Consider the following 18,181-nt stretch of genomic DNA (forward strand, 5'->3'; position numbering starts at 1 on the left):
GATGAGCAAGCATAGGAACGCCGAGAACCAGTCGGCGCAATCGTACGAACGGCAGTTGCGATTCGGGTCGATGCTGCGCAAGCTGCTGCCTTCCGGCAGTCGCCGGTGGATCACGCCGATCGTCATGCTGCTGCTGTTGCTGGGCATCGTCGCCGGGGCCGTCATCGTCAGTTCGGTGACGCAACGTCACGTGCAGCTCGACGATGGCACCGTGTGGGTCACTTCGCTCAAAGACCGCAAGGCCGCCCGTTTCAACGTGCGCAACCGGGACGCCGATGCGGGCGTCGCCTCCACTGCGGCCCGGTTCGACGTGGCCCAGCATGATGGCTCCACCGTGATCTCCGAAGGTACGAAGGCCAGCAACATCGAGGCCTCCACCGTCAGCGAAAGCGGCAACACCACCATCAAATCGGATATGCGGACCGTCGTCGGAGGCAACACCGCGGCGTTCATCAACGTCAAGACGGGCAATGTGTGGGTCGGGTCAGCAGATGATGTGAAATCCATGAATCCGACCACCGATTCGCCGAAGATGAAGCTGGGGTCGGGTGGCCGTATCGCGGTGACGCATGACGGTGTCGTCTACGGCTATCGCGCGTCCGACGGCGCGGTGCTCAGTGTCGACGGACCTCAGGGAACGCCCGGCAAGGATGCGACGATCAAGGGCGCCACGAATGTCGAATCGTTCACCGTGGTCGGCAAGACGCCGGTCGTAGCCGGTGCCGGCAAGGTGTTCTGGCCGAAGGGCAGCGCGGATATCGGCCTGCAGGGTCAGGCGACGTTGCAGGCGCCGTCCACGGATGGCAGGCAGACTGGCTGGGTGGCGGTTTCCACGCCGCGGGGCATCGCCATGGTCGATTTGGGTAGTAAAAAGGTCACGCAGCTGCCGAATGCCGGCAAGGGCGATGCCGCGCAGCCGGTGTCCACCAATGGCTGCGTGTTCGCCGCGTGGGCGCAGAAGGCCAACAATTACATCAGGGTGTGCGCGGCGAACGACAAGGACGCACAGTTTTCCTCGTTGGAAGATGTCAATCCCACCTCGCAGCTCGTGTTCCGCACCAACCATCGTCTGGTGGTGCTCAACGACGTGGTCAACGGCAATGTGTGGAATCCGCAGGAGTCCACCAAGGTCATCAAAATCCAGTGGAACAAGGTGGAGACCAAGCAGTCGAAGCAACAGCAGCAGAACAACGACAGCGCCAACAACCAGCATAATTTCAGCAAGAACTGTTCGGCGCAGTCGGGGCAGATCAAGGCCGTGGACGATTCGTTCGGCGCGCGCGTGGGATCGCAGCAGATTCTCGACGTGTTGCGCAACGACGAGCAGACCGACTGTTCCGTGCTGCGCATCACGTCGGTGAGCGCTCCGGATGGCGCGAACATCACCGTCTCCCCCGTCTATGACGGCCGGTATCTGCAGCTCGACGCCTCCGGTGCCGCCGCGGGCAACGTGTCCTTCAGCTATGAGATTTCCGACGGGCGCGGGCAGACGTCCAGCGCCACCGTGTCGCTCACGCTGGCCGGCGGCGACGACCATGCGCCGCTGCAGAGCGACACTCCGCCGGAAATCGACGTGGAGCAGGGTGCTTCGTACACCGCGAACGCGTTGGGCAGCTTCTCCGACCCCGACGGCGATCCGCTGACCTTGGTGTCGGCATCGCCGCAGAACACCGATCAGGTGACGGTGTCCACGCGAGCCGACGGACAATTGGTCTTCAACGCCGGTTCGATGTCGTCCGGCAGGGCGGGCATCGAGGTCACGGTGTCCGACGGCCAGCAGACCGGCATCGGCATGATCTACTTCTCCGTGAAGCCGGCGAACACGCTGGGCGCGGTCATCGACCCCGTGGTCAAACAGACCACGCCCGACACCCGCACCACCATCGCGCTCAAACCGTACGTGCACGGCACGTCCGTCGAACCGGCCGAATTGACCGCGGTGGAGACGCCGTCCGGCGCGGCCACCACCATGAACGCCACCGACATGTCGATCACGTTCACCGCCTCCAATCCCGGCACCTACTATGTGCCGTACACCATCACGCAGGGTTCCATTCCGTCGACCGGTCTGGCTCGTGTGGAGGTGCAGGCGGTGGCCGGAGACGCCGCCAAGCCGATCGCGGCGAACGATGTGGCGCTGCTAGGCGCGGACAATACCGCGATTGTGGAGCCGCTTGCCAACGACGTCGACCCGATGGGCGGCGTGCTGTCGGTGACCAGCGTCACCGCGGACGCGCAAAGCGGCATCAAAACCGGTGTGGTGAGCAACAAGCGCGTCTATATCACCGCGCGTCAGGTGCCGACCGAGCCGGTGCGGATCTCCTACACCGTGGCCAACGCGGCCGGATCGTCGACCGGCGTCATCGTCCTGCAGCCGCCGGCGCTGACCACGTCGAATTCCGTGCCAAAGGCCGAGAACATCACCACACAGGTGCGCACCGAAGGCATCGTGTCCGTGGACGTGCTCGACCATGTCACGTATTCCGACGGCACCACGGTGAGCCTGCAGAACGACTTGCAGTATGACAAGAACACGTTCAAGGGTCTGGTGTTCGTGTCCGGCGACACCGTGCGCTATCAGGCCACCAGACAAACCGGCTCCTTCCCCGTCACCTACACGGTGAAGGACAATCTCGGCAACGCGGCCTCGGCCACCATCACCATCAACGTGCATCAGAAGGACGCGTCCAACAAGGCGGCTCCGACACCGTCCGACGTCGAGGCGCAGGTGGCGGCCGGGCAGAAGGTGCAGATTCCGATCACGCTCACCGGCATCGACGCTGACGGCGATGACGTGCAGCTGCTCGGCTTGGGCAACAAAGCGCCGAAACTGGGCCGTATCAGCGAGATGGGCGCCACGTATCTGGTGTATGAGGCGTATGCCGATTCGTCCGGAACGGACACGTTCTCCTACGCCGTGGAGGATTGGACCGGTCAGAGGGCCACCGCGCAGGTGCGTGTGGGCGTGTTCAAATCCGGAGCCGATTCGGGTGTGTACGCGCGCGACGACGAGATCACGCTGCGTCCGAACACCGCGGCCACCGTGCCGGTGGCGCAGAACGACATTTCCGGGGACAATACTGATCTGACCGTGGCCAAGGACGTGGAATCGCAAGGCATCGGCGGCATTCAGGTCGTTGACAACATGCTGTCGTTCACCACGCCGAAGCAGGCGGGCACGTATTACGTGGTCTACACCGTCAAGGACAAGGCTGGCCTGTCCGATTCGGCGACGTTGACGGTGAATGTCGACGAGAACGCCGCCATCGACCCGCCGACCGCGTACGATTACCGTGTTCCGGCCGCCGCCACGATCGACAAGAAATCCGTGGACGTGGACGTTTCGCAGTGGATTGCCAATCCGTCCGGCACCGCCGACGAGCTTCAGGTGGGCGTGGATCCTTCCGCGACCGACCATGCGCATGTCAAGGGCGGCAAGGATTCCACCATCATCACCGTTGATCTGACCGATGAGGCGCGCGCGGTGCCGTACACCGTCACGAACACGACGTACGGCATCACGTCCACCGCGTTCATCCAAGTGCCCGCATATGGCGTGTTTCCGCCGGTTCTGCGTCCGAAGGCGCCGGCGTTGAAGGTCAATGCGCGTGAGACCATCACCATCAACATCGCCGACTACGTGCGTGTGGGCGCGGGCAAGACCGCGTATGTGGACGGCGCCGATTCGGTGAGCGCCACGAAGGCCGCGGACGGCGACCTGTACGTCAACGACCAGACGTTGAGGTTCACCGCGCCGAAGGATTACGCGGGTCCCGCGTCCATCACCTTCACCGCGGTGGACGGCAAGCGAGACAAGAACGACAAGGTGAAGATCGTCAATTCGGCGGTGCTCACGCTTCCGATCACGGTGATCGGACGTGAGGTTCCGCCGCCGACGTTCTCGTCCTCCACCGTCGATGTGGTGGCCGGCGAGAAGGCCACTACCATCGATCTGACGGCGCTGACCCATTCGACGTCGGGCCTGTACGAGGATGAGAAGCAGTACTCGTATTCCGGCGGCGTGAATTCCGGCAGTGTGGATGCCAGAGTGTCTCCCTCCGGCACGTTGACCGTGTCCGCGGACAAGACGGCCACGCCGGGCACCACGGTGAGCGTGCCCGTCTCGATCAAATATGCGAAGGGTACGGTGAGCGCCGGTATGACCGTGCGCGTCACCGCGTCCAACAGGCCGCTCGCCCGCGTCACCGAGAAGACCGTGAAAATCAAGGCCGGTTCCAGCGAGCAGGTGAATCTGCTGTCCGACGCGTACAATCCGTTCCCCGACACTCCGCTGACGGTGACCGGATGCACATCCGACGGCGCGTCGAAGCTGACGGTGGATTGCCCGTCCAACGGCGTGGTGTCCATCAGGGCGGCTTCCGACATCGGCGCGAGCACCAACAAGGTGGTCGTCACCGTGCGCGACGCCACCAAAACAAAGGAACGTGAGGTGACCGGCACCATCAGCGTTTCGGTGATGGACAAGCCTGATGCGCCGCTGCTTTCCGCGGTGTCCGGCGACCCGCAGGATGGCGCCGTGAATCTGAGCTGGACGGCCGGTTCGGCCAACGGCAGCCCGATCACCGAATACAAGGTGATGTGGGGCGGAGACGCGTCCGGCGAGCGCTCGTGCGGGCAGAAGACCTCCTGTCTCATCGACGGGTTGAAGAACGGCAAGACCTACTCGTTCAAGGTGCAGGCCAGGAACGAGGTCGGCTGGTCCAAGGATTCCAACGCCGTCGAGGGCACGCCGGACAAGCTGCCTGATGCGCCGACGGATGTGACGGCCAGTGTGAAGGGCAACACGGTGAGCGTCACGTGGAAGGCTCCGGACGGCAATTTCTCGTCGGTGAACAATTACGAGGTGACTTTGTCCGGCAGGAACGCACCGTCCAAGCAGACGACAAATTCCACCGGAATCGATTTTGTTTTCGATAACAACGCGATTTTCGACGGCGACTCGTACACGGCTACGGTACGCGCCCACAACAAGGTGAATTGGAGCCAACCGTCCAAGGCGTCCGACGCTGTCAAGCCGTGGGGCAAGCCCGATGCGCCGAAGATCTCCGTGACGAACGACGACACCACGGGAACCGTCACCGTCGAATCCGTGGGCAACACCCACAACGCGGGATGCAAGGCCGTCGAGATTTCCGGAGATGTCAGCGCAAGCATCGACGGATGTTCCGGATCCTACGATTTCAAGATTCCGGATCATGATCTCAACACCAGGGAATACACCATCAAGGCGGCGGTGGTCGGCAAGGAGAAAACGACCAGTGACGATTCGACCGTACGTTTCACACCGAAATACGCGGTGAAGGCGCCCGAATCGGTCAGCGTCAAGGGGCATGACGACGTGTGCGTAGTCAGTTGGAAGGAGAACGGCCACGCCGACGGGTTCACGGTGAGCGCGGACGGACTCGGCTCCTACCATGCCGGCGCTTCCGAACGATCGCACGATTTCCCGCTCAAGGAATGGCAGTCCTGTTCCTCGGGCTCCGTCACGCAGCATTTCAATGGCGCGGCAAGCACCTCCAAGTCCGGCAGGGCCGATCCGGCATACGTCCGCAAGGTGAAGGCCGCCGTCAAGGCGCCGATGCTGACGTGGGACGCCAATGATCCGAACATCATCAAGGTCAGCGGCGGATCGGTGAACATGTACGGCCAGCCCGGCAAAACCGTGATCACCTTCACCGCGGACGGCAAATCCTATGACGTCGCCTGGGCATTGGGCTCCGACAAACTGAACGTCAAGGATGTGCTGCCGACCGGAGCCGATTACGCGTGGAAGGCGAAGGTGGTGGGCACCGACACCGCGCTCAACAACGAGGACAATGGCGGCACACTGCTGGACCATGACAGGTACAAGACTCCCACGCCGAAACCCGAACCGTCGGAACCTTCAGAACCATCAAAACCGTCGGAACCATCGGATTCTGACGCGTCCACGGAAGGCGAAGCGGCCACGCGGAATGACCGGCCTGTGGCATCCTCCATCGCCCTGTCCACCGTCGACGGCGCATCCAAGCCTTGGATCCGCGGCCTGGCCTACTACGCCAGATGGTGAAACGGACGATCACAGCAATCGCAAACACAACGAACCATCCACACGAGCAACACAACAAGCAAGGAGCAACCCATGAGCAACGATTTCGATGACGCCACCCAGCTGGGTTCCATCGGCCATAATCCAAGCGTTCCCAGCCAACCCGGCCAGCAGCAGCCGGCGTTCCACACGCCGAATCTGCCGGAGCAGCCGCAAGCCGATGAGGATCCGGAGGGCACGCTGCTGAGCGCGCACGGCACCACCCAACCGGCGTTGCCGCAACAGTCCGCCCCGGCAACGCCGAACCAGCCGCGGTTCCGTCAGCCGATGCCGCAGAACCTTCGCCAACCGGCCGCCAATCCGGCAGTCGCAATGCCCGCGCAGCAGCCCGTCCAGCCAACCCAACCCGTCCAGCCCAGCCAGCCTGTACAGCCCGTCAAACAATCCCAGCCGGTCATCGACACGTCCATGATGACCGCACCCAGCAAAGACATCACCGAATTCCATGAGAAGTTCGCCAAGCTCGTAGACAACGTCTCCCAGGTCGTGGTCGGCAAGGAAGCACCCATCCGCCAATGCGCCACAGCCATGGTGGTCGGCGGGCACATCCTGCTCGAAGACAACCCGGGCACCGGCAAAACCCAGCTGGCGCGAGGCCTTGCCAACTCCATCGACATGTCGTTCAAACGTATCCAGTTCACCCCGGACCTGCTGCCGTCCGACGTGGTCGGCGTCACCTACTACGACCAGAAGCGCGGCGAATTCGAATACCGCGAAGGCCCGATCTTCGCGTCCATCGTGCTCGCCGACGAAATCAACCGCGCCTCACCGAAAACACAGTCCGCACTGCTCGAAGTCATGGAAGAGCAGAAGGTCACCGTCGACGGCGTCACCCACCCGGTGCCGCAGCCGTTCATGGTCATCGCCACCCAGAACCCGATCGAACAGCTCGGCACCTACAAGCTGCCGGAAGCGCAGATGGACCGTTTCCTCATCAAAACCACCATCGGCTATCCAAGCCACGACGTGAGCGTCAACATCCTGAAACAGGTCAACGTCACCGACCGCGCCGCCACCGTGCATCCGGTGCTCACCGGCGAAGACGTGCTGCGCATGCGCAACATCAGCGAAACCGTGCATCTCGACGACGCGATCCTCGAATACATCGTGCGACTGGTGGAAGCCACCCGCCACAACGAACGCATCCAAGTCGGCTCCTCCATGCGAGGCGCGCTCGCCTTGACCCGCTGCGCGCGCGTATGGGCCGCCTCCGACAACCGCGGCTACGTAGTGCCCGACGACGTCAAAAACCTCGCCGTACCCGTGCTCGCGCACCGCATCACCCTCACCGCCGAAGCCACCTTCGCCGGAAACACCCCCGAACAGATGATCGGCCAGATCCTCGAAGACGTGCCGGCCCCAACCCTGGGCGCCAACGCCTGAAACACAATCCACCCCGGCATACGCACCACACAATCCGAAAGGTCAAGGAATGCGGCATTCGCACACAGTGCAGCGCAGACGGACCATCCAACGATCCCTACGCCGCCTCAAACATCGCATCAAGCGACTGGCCACCTCATACGTGTCGCCGCTTGGCTGGGCGGTGACGGCGCTCGCCGTCGCCTCGCTGGTGGCGTTCGTCCTGCTGGGATGGCATGAGCTGCTGGCCATGGCGGTGGTGTTCGCGGTCATGCTGGCCGCGGCGGTCATGCTTTCCCTTGGCAACACCTCGTTCCAAGCCACCATCGACGTGTCCAGCAGACGCGTCACGGTGTCAGACACGGTGAAAGTCGACGTCTGCGTGGACAATCCGGGCCGCACCCCCACCACGTCGGCGCGCGGCGACCTGCCCATCGGAGACAACCACGAACGGTTCGCCATTCCCATGCTCGCCGCAGGCCAGTCACGCCAGACGACTGTGGAATTCACCGCCGTCAGCCGTGCGGTGCTGCCCATCGGCCCGCTATCCATCCGCAAAGGCGACCCGTTCGGTCTGATCCGCCACGAAAAGAAACTCGTGGACCAGATCAACGTGTTCATTCATCCGCAGACCGTGCTGCTCAGCACCCTGAACGCCGGCATTCCACGCGATTTGGAAGGTCAGCCAAGCGGCGAAATCGTCGACGACGACCTCGACTTCTACGGCCTGCGCGAATACGAGCCCGGCGATGACGTGCGCAACGTGCATTGGCTCAGCTCCGCGAAAACCGGATCGCTTATGATCCGCCAATACGAAGCCACCCGCCGTACCGACACCGCTCTGACCATCAGCGTGAACCCGGATGATTACATCGATTCCCAGGAATTCGAACTGGCCGTATCCGTCCACGCCTCCATCGGCGTGCAATGCCTGCAGCAGAACCGGCCAGTCACCGCGCATGCCGGTTCCACGCACGCCATTCCGCGCAACGCCACGGAATTTCTCGATGGCTGCAGCGGCATCGACCCTGACATCGACGACAATCCCAACCTCGCGCAAACCACTCTCGAACATGCCCCCGACGCATCCTTCTACTTCTTCACCGTCGGCAGGCTCAAAACCATCGACGACATCAAACACATGGTCCTCGCACTCCCCCGCTCCGCAACCTGCGTGGTGCTTCAAGCCGCAACCGGCCAACCGCGCGCCATCAAACGCTACTCCGACTTCACCTTGGCAACCGTGGGAGACCTCAACGACCTCCCCATGATCATGGGGGTGCTGGCATGAGCACCACATTCACCAACACCGACAATTTCACCGGCAACCTCACCGGCACAGGCACCAACTCCGCCAACACCAACACTGGCATGGCGACCGGCACAGGCACCGGCTCATGGGCGGACTCCACCCACTCCGTCATCTGGATGTCCCGCAGCGGCAAGTCCCCAGCCATGCCCAACACCAACCAGCCACACGCCGCGCAATACGCAAGCCTCACGGTCGCCGCCCTGCTGACCATCGCCGCAGCCAGCAACCTCATCGACGTATACGGCTCCGCCCTGTCTTGGACGAGCGCCGCAATCCCCGCCACCATCATCGGCTCGCTCGTGGCGCTTGCCGGTCTCGTTCCCGCGTTGCGCCTGTGGTGGCAGATGCTGTTCATGGCGTGTGCGCAGCTGGTGGTCGGCCCGGTCATCTTCCTGAATGGCACCACCATCGCCCATGTCATTCCCACACTGCGCACGTTGACGCAAGGGTGGATGCGGATGCTCGGCTCGTTCAAATACCTGCTGGCCATCGACCCGCCGACCGGCACCGGCGACGGCTCGCTGCTCGCCGTGTGGACGATCTGCCTGTGGGCCGCGCTGCTGGCCGGTATTTTCGCGGTTGCGGAGGATGGCCGGCTTACGATGGTCGCGGTCGTTCCCGTCGTGGCGAATCTTGCGATCTGCGCGCTGCTTGGCACGTCGAGCGGTTTCTACCGTATGGCGATCGGCACGATTATGGCGGTCGTGCTGGTGGTTTGGGTCAGCGCGCGTTGGAAACTGTTGGAATTGGGCCGTTGGCTCAGTTCCGTAGTCATCGTGCTGCTGGCTTCGGCTGTGGCGATCGGCGGATGCTTGGTGGTCGGGCAAAACCGCACCATTCTGCGCGACCATTATGATCCGCCGCTGAGCCCGTACGATTACACCAGCCCGTTGAGCGGCATGCGTTCGTATATCAAGAACCATAAGGACGATGTGCTGCTGACCGTCGACGATCTGCCGGCCGGTTCCACGGTGCGTTTGGCGGTTATGGACCGTTTCGACGGCAATGTGTGGAACCTGTCCGATTCCACCATGGCTTCGGATTCCTCCAACTACCATCGTGTGGGCGATTCCATTGCAAACAACGCCACCGGCAAGCGGTTCACCGCGAAATTCACGGTCGATGACGGTTTGAGCGACTATTGGCTGCCGATGGCCGGCGCGGCTTCCAGCGTGAAGTTCGCCACATCGTCGGACGCCGATTCGTTCTACTACAACACCGACACTATGTCGGCGATCTACCCTTCGCGCACCTCTCCGGGATTGTCCTATACGGAAACCGGCGTCATTCCACGGACGCCGACGAATAAGGAGATCGCCAAGGCGAATGCTTCCTCCATCAGCCAGCCCAAGGCGGAGGATGTGCCCGATTGCGTGGATAAGCTGGCCACCGCGATTGCGGGCGGCCAGTCCAAGGGCGGCGAGGCCGCGCAGTCTCTTGCCGACAAGCTCAGGGAATCCGGCTGGTTCTCCCATGGTTTGAATGGCGATTACCCGTCCAGGGCCGGTCACGGCAACTATCGCATCGACCAGCTGCTCGCCGGCAGTGCGATGGTCGGAGACAGCGAGCAATACGCTTCCGCGATGGCGCTTATGGCCCGCAGTCTCGGCTTGCCGAGCCGCGTGGTGCTGGGCTTCCTGCCGAAGAACGACGAGGGCGAGATCAGCGACAGCCGCACCGAGAAGCATGGCAAAACCACCACCACGAAATTCACCGGCAACGATGTGACCGCTTGGGTGGAGATCAAGCTGGACGGTTACGGATGGGTGGCGTTCTACCCGACACCGAAGGAAACGAAGGTTCCCGACGAGAACCAGAATCTCACTCCGCCCAATCCGCAGACCTTGGTGCGTCAGCCTCCGGTGCCGCTTACCGATCCGCTGCGTGACGACAACCAAGCCAAGGGCAAAACGTCGCTTGGCGGCAGCATGGCCGACGAGACGCCGACGAGCCTGTTCTGGCAGCGTTTCGGCAGAATCGTCAGAAAAGTCGCCATCTACGGCAGCCCTCTGTGGACGGTGCTCATCGTCTGCGGCCTGCTGCTCGCCATCAAGGCGATCGCCCTGGCTCGGGCGCGCAGGCATGGCAGCGCATCGCAACGCGTCGCTGCCGGATGGCAGGCGGTCGCGGCGCTTGCCCGGCAAAGCGGCCTTGACGTCCAAGGCACCAGAAACGAGCAGGCGCAGGCCATCGCCGAACAGATGGGCTTCGAAGCCGATACACTGCTCGCGCTGGGCAGGGAGGCTGATTACGCGGCCTTCTCCGGAGGCGATGTCACGCAGGAGCATGCGGAACGCTACTGGCATGACATCGCCGAAGAACGAAAGTTCATGCTCGGCTCGCTGCCGACGTTCCGCAGGTGGCGGGCGAAACTATCGCTTGCGGACGTGTTCCACTTCCGGAAAATCCGCTTGCGGAAAATCGGTGTGAAAGGGCGGGACTCATGAACGTCAAACATATTGAGGTCGGCCTGAACAGCAATATCGGCTTGCGTAGGAAAGACAACCAGGACAGCGCCTGCGCAGGCAACGGCGTGTATGTGGTGTGCGACGGCATGGGTGGCGGCAAGGGCGGCAAGCAGGCCAGTTCCGATGTTGCGGAACGGTTCGCGCGTTTGGCCGAACTGCCGACGCGCGATCTTGACGCGATTGAAGAAACGCTGATCCTTGCCCAGCAGGAGGTGCTCCGTCTGGGTGAGCAGCTCGGCGGCGTTGCGGGCACTACCATCAGCGGCGTGCTGCTGCCGACGCGTGTCGGCGATGACGCGATATGTTCCGACGAACGGTGTTACATCGTCAATGTGGGCGATTCCCGCACGTACCATATGCGCGCCGACGGCAATGGCGCGTGGCTGGCGGATTCGCTGACGTGCATCACCCGCGACCATTCGGAACGGCAGAACGCCATCGATTCGGGGCAGATGCTGCCCGATGAGGCGAGCCGTTGCATTCCGCGCAACATCATCACGCAATGTGTCGGCGCGCCTGCCGGCATCCAGCCTGACTGGTACGCCGCGCATGCGGACGGACGGTTCATCATCTGTTCCGATGGGCTGCATGCGCAGATCGGCCGTGAGCAGCTTGCCGAGATCGCGGCGGCGTACGCCGACCCGCAGATGGCCGCGGACATGTTGGTACGCGCCGCGCTGAACGCCGGTGGCCGCGACAACATCACCGTCATCGTGGTGGATATGCGTTCCGATATGCCGTGCGACAAGGATTGGAACGTCAGCAAGATCGGCGATGACGAGGATATCGACGATGTGCTGGACGGTACGTTGCAAACGTTACGAGTCATTCAATAAGATGGTTACAGACCACGAGACAAGGAGATCATGATGGTCGATTTCGATGCCGCGGTGGCGGCCGTGCAGGATCCGAACGCCGATCCCATGTTCCTGGCGAAAATCGCGTACGAGAATCCGGAATTCGGTGCGAATGTCGTTGCCAATCCGCGAGCGTACCCGGGTCTGAAGCGTTGGGTCGCCGAATTCGGCGATGAGCGCGCCCGCCAGCAGCTGGTGGCGATGGGCTGGCCGGTTCCGCAAAATGGCGTGCAGCCGCATCTGATTGCCGAACCGACGGCCCAGCCAATGGCCGAACCGGTTGCCGAACAGGTCCAACCGGAACAGCAGTATCAGCCGGCAGTGGCGGAACAGTTCCAGCAGGAGCAGCAGTATCAGCCGGAACAGCCGGTGAACCAGCAATACGGTCAGGACGCTGCCTATGCGGCGTCCAACGAGGCTTCGACCGAGTATGTCGACCCATACATGAATCCCGCCGATTTGTCCGAAGTGGCCGATTATTCATCGAGCCAGCCGCAGAACAAGCCGGAACAGCAGTATGCCGAACAGCAGTATGCCGCGGCCCAGGAATCGCCGGCAGACGCGGGGTTCACCGCGGAACTGGCCATGACCACCACCGATCAGATGCTGATGGCCCGTATCGCCAGCGAAGCGTCGGAGCTTCGTCCGTGTCTTGCGCGCAATCCGTACATCTATCCGGAATTGCTTGCCTGGCTTGGCCAGTTGAACGATTCGGCCATCAACGCGGCCATTCGTCTGCGCCAGCAGTGAGCTAACGCCGATTATCAGACCATTTGAAACATAAGGGGTTGTCGCGGGAATCTCCGTGACAACCCCTTATCGTCTTACCGCTAACCGTCCGCGCCGACGCTGCCAACACAAATCGTCAACGCAGTCCGTCAGCGTAATCGTGTCTTCACTGACAAACGCCCTCACTGTTTGCGGAATTGGAAGAACTGGTCGCCGATACGCACCGTGCATGGCGCCTCCAGCTGCATCGGCTTGTGTTCCACTTTGGTTTCGACATCGTCTTGGATGATGTACGTGCCGTTGAGCGAACCGTAATCCTCTATCCACAGCGTGCCATCCTGGTCGAAGCTGATCGCCGCATGGTTGCGTGAGATTGTGCGCGTCGGATCCTCCAGCTTGACCGATTTGGCGCCGGCGGGCACTTCGGCCGAAGGCTTGCGACCAAGGAGCACGCCCATATCCACGATCACCTGCTGTCCGGTCTGCTCGTTGTCCAGCACGTACGTGTGCTTCGGCTGCTTCATGGTGAAGGCTTCGGAAAGCACGGTGCCGTCCCAGTCGATATCGTCCTCGTCCGAAACGGCAGCGTCGCCCTTCGCAACGGAAACATCCTGCATATCGTGGTCGTCCGATTCGTTCTGTGCGGCGAGCCGTTCGCGTGTTTCCAAGGAATCGGCGGCATTGTCGACGGGTTCGGCTGTGGGTTGCGCCATCACCGTGACGTCATCGTCATACCACCCTGGTTCGGGCGGCGGCGGGTAAGGTAGAAAACTCATATTCCCATTGTAGAAAGGTGACGTCCATGCCGTCTGACGATACTCATTCTGCAATACGATGCTCGCATATTCCATCTCAAAATAGTCCTATGCCGAGTATGGCGCGGATATGCAGGAAAGCGTCAGCAAGAAGAAGGACATTGTGGATCAGATGGCCGATCTGAATCTCAACGATATCGAGTATGGGTCCGCCGATTACGAAAAGCTTCAGGATCTTCATTCGAAGATGTCCGACATCGATTCGCCGACCCTGGATCAGTCCGATTTGCAAAAGGCCGCGAAGGAGGCCGATCTCAGCGGTTCGTTGAAGGATCTGGAAACCACGCTTTCGGAGAAGATCAAGTAACGTCAAAAGACGACTGCGAAACCCTCCCCCGCGATTAATCCACAACCTCGCAATCCCACGACATATAGATATAGCGAAAGGCGGAACCGACCGGTATTGGTCGGTTCCGCCTTTCGCTATGTCAGATGATTCGTCTGTCGACTATCGTGAGGGGAATCTCACAGGGTGTCGCCCAGATCGGTCTGGCCGCCGTTGTCGTCCAGGAAGTCATCCGGGTTGAAGTCATCGCCCAGCTTCAGGTCGCCGAAGTCGATGTTGGAGAAGTCCACATCGGACAGGTCGGTGTCGCCGAAGGAGCTGTCGGTGCCTTCGCCGCCCAAACCGAAGTTCGGGTAGATGGTGTCGCGGATGGCCTTGTCGGGCTCCACCGTGGCATTGCGGTAACGGGCGAGGCCGGTACCTGCCGGGATAAGCTTACCGATGATGACGTTCTCCTTGAGGCCCTTCAGGTCATCGACCTTCTGGTTCAGGGCGGCTTCGGTGAGCACGCGGGTGGTCTCCTGGAAGGAGGCCGCGGACAGCCAGGAATCGGTGGCCAGCGAAGCCTTGGTGATGCCCATCAGCTCCGGACGGCCGGCGGCCGGCTTGCCACCGTTCTTCACGGCTTCCATGTTGGCGGCCTTGAAGCGTGCCTTGTCCACGAGTTCGCCCGGCAGCAGGTCGGTGTCGCCGGAGTCGATCACAGTGATGCGACGCAGCATCTGGTGCACGATGACCTCGATGTGCTTGTCGTGGATATCCACGCCCTGGGAGCGGTACACGGTGTGCACTTCCTCCACGATGTTCACCTGTGCGGCGCGCGGGCCGAGGATGCGCAGGATCTTCTTCGGGTCGACGGAGCCTTCGATGAGCTGGGTGCCGGCTTCGACATGGTCGCCGTCCTTGACCAGCATCGGCGCACGACGGGTCACCGGGTAGACGATCGGCTCGACGGAGTCGTCGTCCGGCTTCAGGGTGACCTGACGGCCGCGCTCGGTGTCTTCCACCTTGACCACGCCGGCGAACTCCGCGATCGGAGCCTCGCCCTTCGGGGTACGGGCTTCGAAAAGCTCGGTGACACGCGGAAGACCCTGGGTGATATCGGAAGCGGAAGCGACGCCGCCGGAGTGGAAGGAACGCAGCGTCAGCTGGGTACCAGGCTCACCGATGGACTGTGCTGCCACGATGCCGACGGCCTCGCCGACGTCCACCAGCTTGTTGGTGGCCAGGGACCAGCCGTAGCACTTGGCGCACACGCCACGCTTGGATTCGCAGGTCAGCACGGAACGGGCCTTGACCTCTTCCACACCGTGGGCAACGAGATCGTTGAGCACGTCCATGGACAGGGCGTCGCCGGCCTTATACAGCACGGTCTCGCCGTCGGCCGGGTCGATGACGTCGGCCGCGAGCAGACGGGAGTACGGGCCACCGTCGGCGGCCTTGACCAGGTGCAGGTTGCCTTCGGCATCGCGTTCGCCGACCTTCATGGTCAGGCCGCGCTTGGTGCCGCAGTCCTCCTCGCGCACGATCACGTCCTGGGAGACGTCCACCAGACGACGGGTCAGGTAGCCAGACTCTGCGGTACGCAGTGCGGTATCGGCCAGACCCTTACGCGCGCCGTGCTGGGAGATGAAGTATTCCAGCACGGACAGGCCCTTACGGTAGTTGGACTTGACCGGTCGAGGAATGATCTCGCCCTTCGGGTTTGCCACCAAGCCTCGCATACCTGCGATCTGGTTGATCTGCATCATGTTTCCTCGTGCACCGGACTGCACGATGATGGCCAGGTTGTTCTTGGAATCGAAGTGTTCCTCAACCGCCTCGGAGACCTCGCTGGTGCACTTGGTCCACAGGTCGACCAGTTCCTGACGACGCTCCTCTTCGGTGAGCATACCGATTTCGTAGTTCTCGTTAACCTTGTCGGCTTCGCCTTCGTACTTTTCGATGTACTCGTCCAGTTCCGGCGGCTGGATAACGTCGGAGAACGCGAAGGACACGCCGGACCACGGTGCGCGGGTGAAGCCCAGATCCTTCAGGGCGTCCAGTGTCGCGGCCACCTGAGCGGTGGAGTAACGGGTCGCGATGTCGTCGACGATCTTGCTCAGACGCTTCTTCGGCGCCTGCTCGTTGACGAACGGGTAGTCGACCGGCAAGGTGCCGTTGAACAGGATACGGCCGTAGGAGGTGGCGAACAGGACGGAGCCGTCATGGAAACGCTCCTCCTTGACCACGTCCGGGCTGCCCGGTTCCGGATCGACGACCTTGACCTCGCCCGGCTCCCAGTCCTTCGGCAGCACGAAGTCCTGCGGAAGGCGGATGAGCACCTTGGCCTGCATGTCGATCTCGTGCTTGTCGAGCGCCATTTCGGCCTCTTCCAGCGAGGAGAACACGCGGCCCTGGCCCTTGGCGCCGTCGATGACGGTGGTCAGGTAGTACAGACCGAGGATCATGTCCTGGCTCGGCATGGTCACGGTGTGGCCGTCTGCCGGCTTCAGGATGTTGTCGGAAGCCATCATCAGGGAACGGGCCTCAGCCTGGGCTTCGGCGGACAGCGGCAGGTGGACTGCCATCTGATCGCCATCGAAGTCGGCGTTGAATGCGGCGCAGGCAAGCGGCGGCAGGTGGATGGCCTTGCCTTCCACCAGGATCGGCTCGAATGCCTGGATGCCCAGACGGTGCAGCGTAGGTGCACGGTTCAGGAGCACCGGATGCTCGGAGATGACCTCTTCGAGCACGCCCCATACTTCGGAGTCGGCGCGGTCCACGAGGCGCTTGGCGCTCTTCATGTTCTGCGCGAAGCCCTGGTCCACGAGGCGCTTGATGACGAACGGCTTGAACAGCTCGAGGGCCATCGGCTTCGGCAGACCGCACTGGTGCATGCGCAGGGACGGGCCGACCACGATCACGGAACGGCCAGAGTAATCCACACGCTTACCGAGCAGGTTCTGACGGAAACGGCCCTGCTTGCCCTTGAGCATGTCGCTCAGGGACTTGAGCGGACGGTTCGAAGCGCCGGTGACCGGACGGCCACGACGGCCGTTGTCGAACAGGGAGTCGACGGCTTCCTGGAGCATGCGCTTCTCGTTGTTGAGCATGATCTCCGGGGCGCCGAGCTCGATGAGACGCTTCAGACGGTTGTTACGGTTGATCACACGACGGTAGAGGTCGTTGAGGTCGGAGGTGGCGAAGCGGCCACCGTCGAGCTGCACCATCGGGCGCAGGTCCGGCGGGATGACCGGGATCACGTCGAGCACCATGGCCTCCGGCTTGTTGCCGGTGGTCAGGAACGCGTTGACGACCTTCAGACGCTTCAGAGCGCGGGCCTTGCGCTGGCCGGTGCCCGTGTCGATCTCTTCGCGCAGCTGCTTGGAGGCTGCCTCGAGGTCGAAGTCCTGCAGACGCTTCTTGATGGCTTCGGCGCCCATGCAGCCTTCGAAGTAATCGCCGTAGCGGTCTTCCATCTCACGCCACAGGTCGACGTCGCCTTCCATGTCTCCCGGCTTCAGGGTCTTGAAGCGGTCGAACACGGCGCTCAGACGCTGGATCTGCTCGTCGTAGCGGGTACGGATGGCGGCCATTTCACGCTCGGCGCTGTTGCGTAGCTTGGCGCGTGCGGAGCCCTTGGCTTCGCCTTCGGCTTCGAGCTCGGCCAAATCGGCTTCGACCTTCTTGGCGCGCTCCTCGATTTCGGCGTTGCGGCGCTTCTCGAGGTTGGCGATCTCGTTGTCGAACTCCTGCTGCAGGTCCGGCAGGTCCTGATGACGCTGCTCTTCGTCCACCTTGGTGACCATGTAGGCCGCGAAATAGATGACCTTCTCGAGATCCTTCGGAGCGATGTCCAGCAGGTAGCCCAAACGGGACGGCACACCCTTGAAGAACCAGATGTGGGTCACCGGAGCGGCAAGCTCGATATGGCCCATGCGCTCACGACGCACACGGCTCTTGGTGACTTCCACGCCACAACGCTCGCAGACGATGCCCTTAAAACGCACGCGCTTGTACTTACCGCAGGCGCATTCCCAGTCGCGGGTAGGTCCGAAGATCTGCTCGCCGAACAGGCCGTCTTTCTCCGGCTTCAGGGTACGGTAGTTGATGGTCTCCGGCTTCTTGACCTCGCCGTAGCTCCAGTTGCGGATGTCGTCGGCGGTGGCCAGTCCGATCCTCAGTTTGTCAAATTCGTTGACGTCCAGCACTCTATTGTCCTGTCTATCGATTCTTAATGCTTATCACGTTGTTCGGGGAC

At 62.2% G+C, this 18,181-nt stretch carries 9 protein-coding genes; 7 read left to right on the top strand and 2 right to left on the bottom strand.

Translation table 11 applies throughout. From position 1 onward, the window contains the following. Position 1: 1 nt before the first annotated feature. From OGI63_RS12705 to OGI63_RS12730, 6 genes are all read left to right on the top strand, one after another. A complete protein-coding gene (locus OGI63_RS12705) occupies positions 2-6,070 on the top strand; it encodes an Ig-like domain-containing protein (RefSeq protein WP_041777402.1) in 6,069 nt (2,022 codons plus the stop codon). Positions 6,071-6,142: 72 nt separating this feature from the next. Next, positions 6,143-7,492 (top strand): AAA family ATPase, encoded by a 1,350-nt coding sequence (locus tag OGI63_RS12710; protein WP_011743630.1) that lies wholly within the window; start codon positions 6,143-6,145, stop codon positions 7,490-7,492. A gap of 49 nt (positions 7,493-7,541) precedes the next feature. After that, positions 7,542-8,762, top strand: coding sequence for a DUF58 domain-containing protein (locus OGI63_RS12715; RefSeq protein ID WP_011743631.1), 1,221 nt, complete (start codon positions 7,542-7,544; stop codon positions 8,760-8,762). Next, positions 8,759-11,230: a DUF3488 and transglutaminase-like domain-containing protein gene (locus OGI63_RS12720; RefSeq protein WP_011743632.1), complete on the top strand. Its 2,472-nt coding sequence runs from the start codon at positions 8,759-8,761 to the stop codon at positions 11,228-11,230. Before OGI63_RS12715 ends, OGI63_RS12720 begins: the two co-directional genes overlap by 4 nt. After that, a complete protein-coding gene (locus OGI63_RS12725; protein WP_011743633.1) occupies positions 11,227-12,087 on the top strand; it encodes a PP2C family protein-serine/threonine phosphatase in 861 nt (286 codons plus the stop codon). Before OGI63_RS12720 ends, OGI63_RS12725 begins: the two co-directional genes overlap by 4 nt. Positions 12,088-12,117: 30 nt before the next feature. Further along, positions 12,118-12,858, top strand: a complete 741-nt coding sequence (locus tag OGI63_RS12730) for a hypothetical protein (RefSeq protein WP_011743634.1) — start codon at positions 12,118-12,120, stop codon at positions 12,856-12,858. A 161-nt stretch (positions 12,859-13,019) separates the two neighbouring features. Here the strand turns inward: OGI63_RS12730 and OGI63_RS12735 are convergent, their stop codons facing one another. Further along, on the bottom strand, positions 13,020-13,613 hold the full coding sequence (locus OGI63_RS12735) for an FHA domain-containing protein (RefSeq protein WP_033500017.1): 594 nt from the start codon (positions 13,611-13,613) through the stop codon (positions 13,020-13,022). Between the two features lie 109 nt (positions 13,614-13,722). On the opposite strand from OGI63_RS12735, the gene OGI63_RS12740 reads away from it, so the two are divergent. After that, positions 13,723-13,959, top strand: coding sequence for a hypothetical protein (locus OGI63_RS12740; protein WP_041777403.1), 237 nt, complete (start codon positions 13,723-13,725; stop codon positions 13,957-13,959). 158 nt (positions 13,960-14,117) lie between these two features. Here OGI63_RS12740 and OGI63_RS12745 read toward each other — a convergent pair whose 3' ends face one another. Continuing rightward, a complete protein-coding gene (locus OGI63_RS12745; RefSeq protein WP_011743636.1) occupies positions 14,118-18,131 on the bottom strand; it encodes a DNA-directed RNA polymerase subunit beta' in 4,014 nt (1,337 codons plus the stop codon). Positions 18,132-18,181: the final 50 nt, after the last annotated feature.

The sequence above is a fragment of the Bifidobacterium sp. KRGSERBCFTRI genome (assembly GCF_025908335.1).

Coding starts and splice junctions, on each gene's coding strand:
- OGI63_RS12730 (WP_011743634.1), top strand. CDS start 12,118: ATGATGGTCGATTTCGATGCCGCGGTGGCGGCCGTGCAGGATCCGAAC.
- OGI63_RS12715 (WP_011743631.1), top strand. CDS start 7,542: ATGCGGCATTCGCACACAGTGCAGCGCAGACGGACCATCCAACGATCC.
- OGI63_RS12705 (WP_041777402.1), top strand. CDS start 2: ATGAGCAAGCATAGGAACGCCGAGAACCAGTCGGCGCAATCGTACGAA.
- OGI63_RS12725 (WP_011743633.1), top strand. CDS start 11,227: ATGAACGTCAAACATATTGAGGTCGGCCTGAACAGCAATATCGGCTTG.
- OGI63_RS12720 (WP_011743632.1), top strand. CDS start 8,759: ATGAGCACCACATTCACCAACACCGACAATTTCACCGGCAACCTCACC.
- OGI63_RS12735 (WP_033500017.1), bottom strand. CDS start 13,613: ATGAGTTTTCTACCTTACCCGCCGCCGCCCGAACCAGGGTGGTATGAC.
- OGI63_RS12710 (WP_011743630.1), top strand. CDS start 6,143: ATGAGCAACGATTTCGATGACGCCACCCAGCTGGGTTCCATCGGCCAT.
- OGI63_RS12740 (WP_041777403.1), top strand. CDS start 13,723: ATGCAGGAAAGCGTCAGCAAGAAGAAGGACATTGTGGATCAGATGGCC.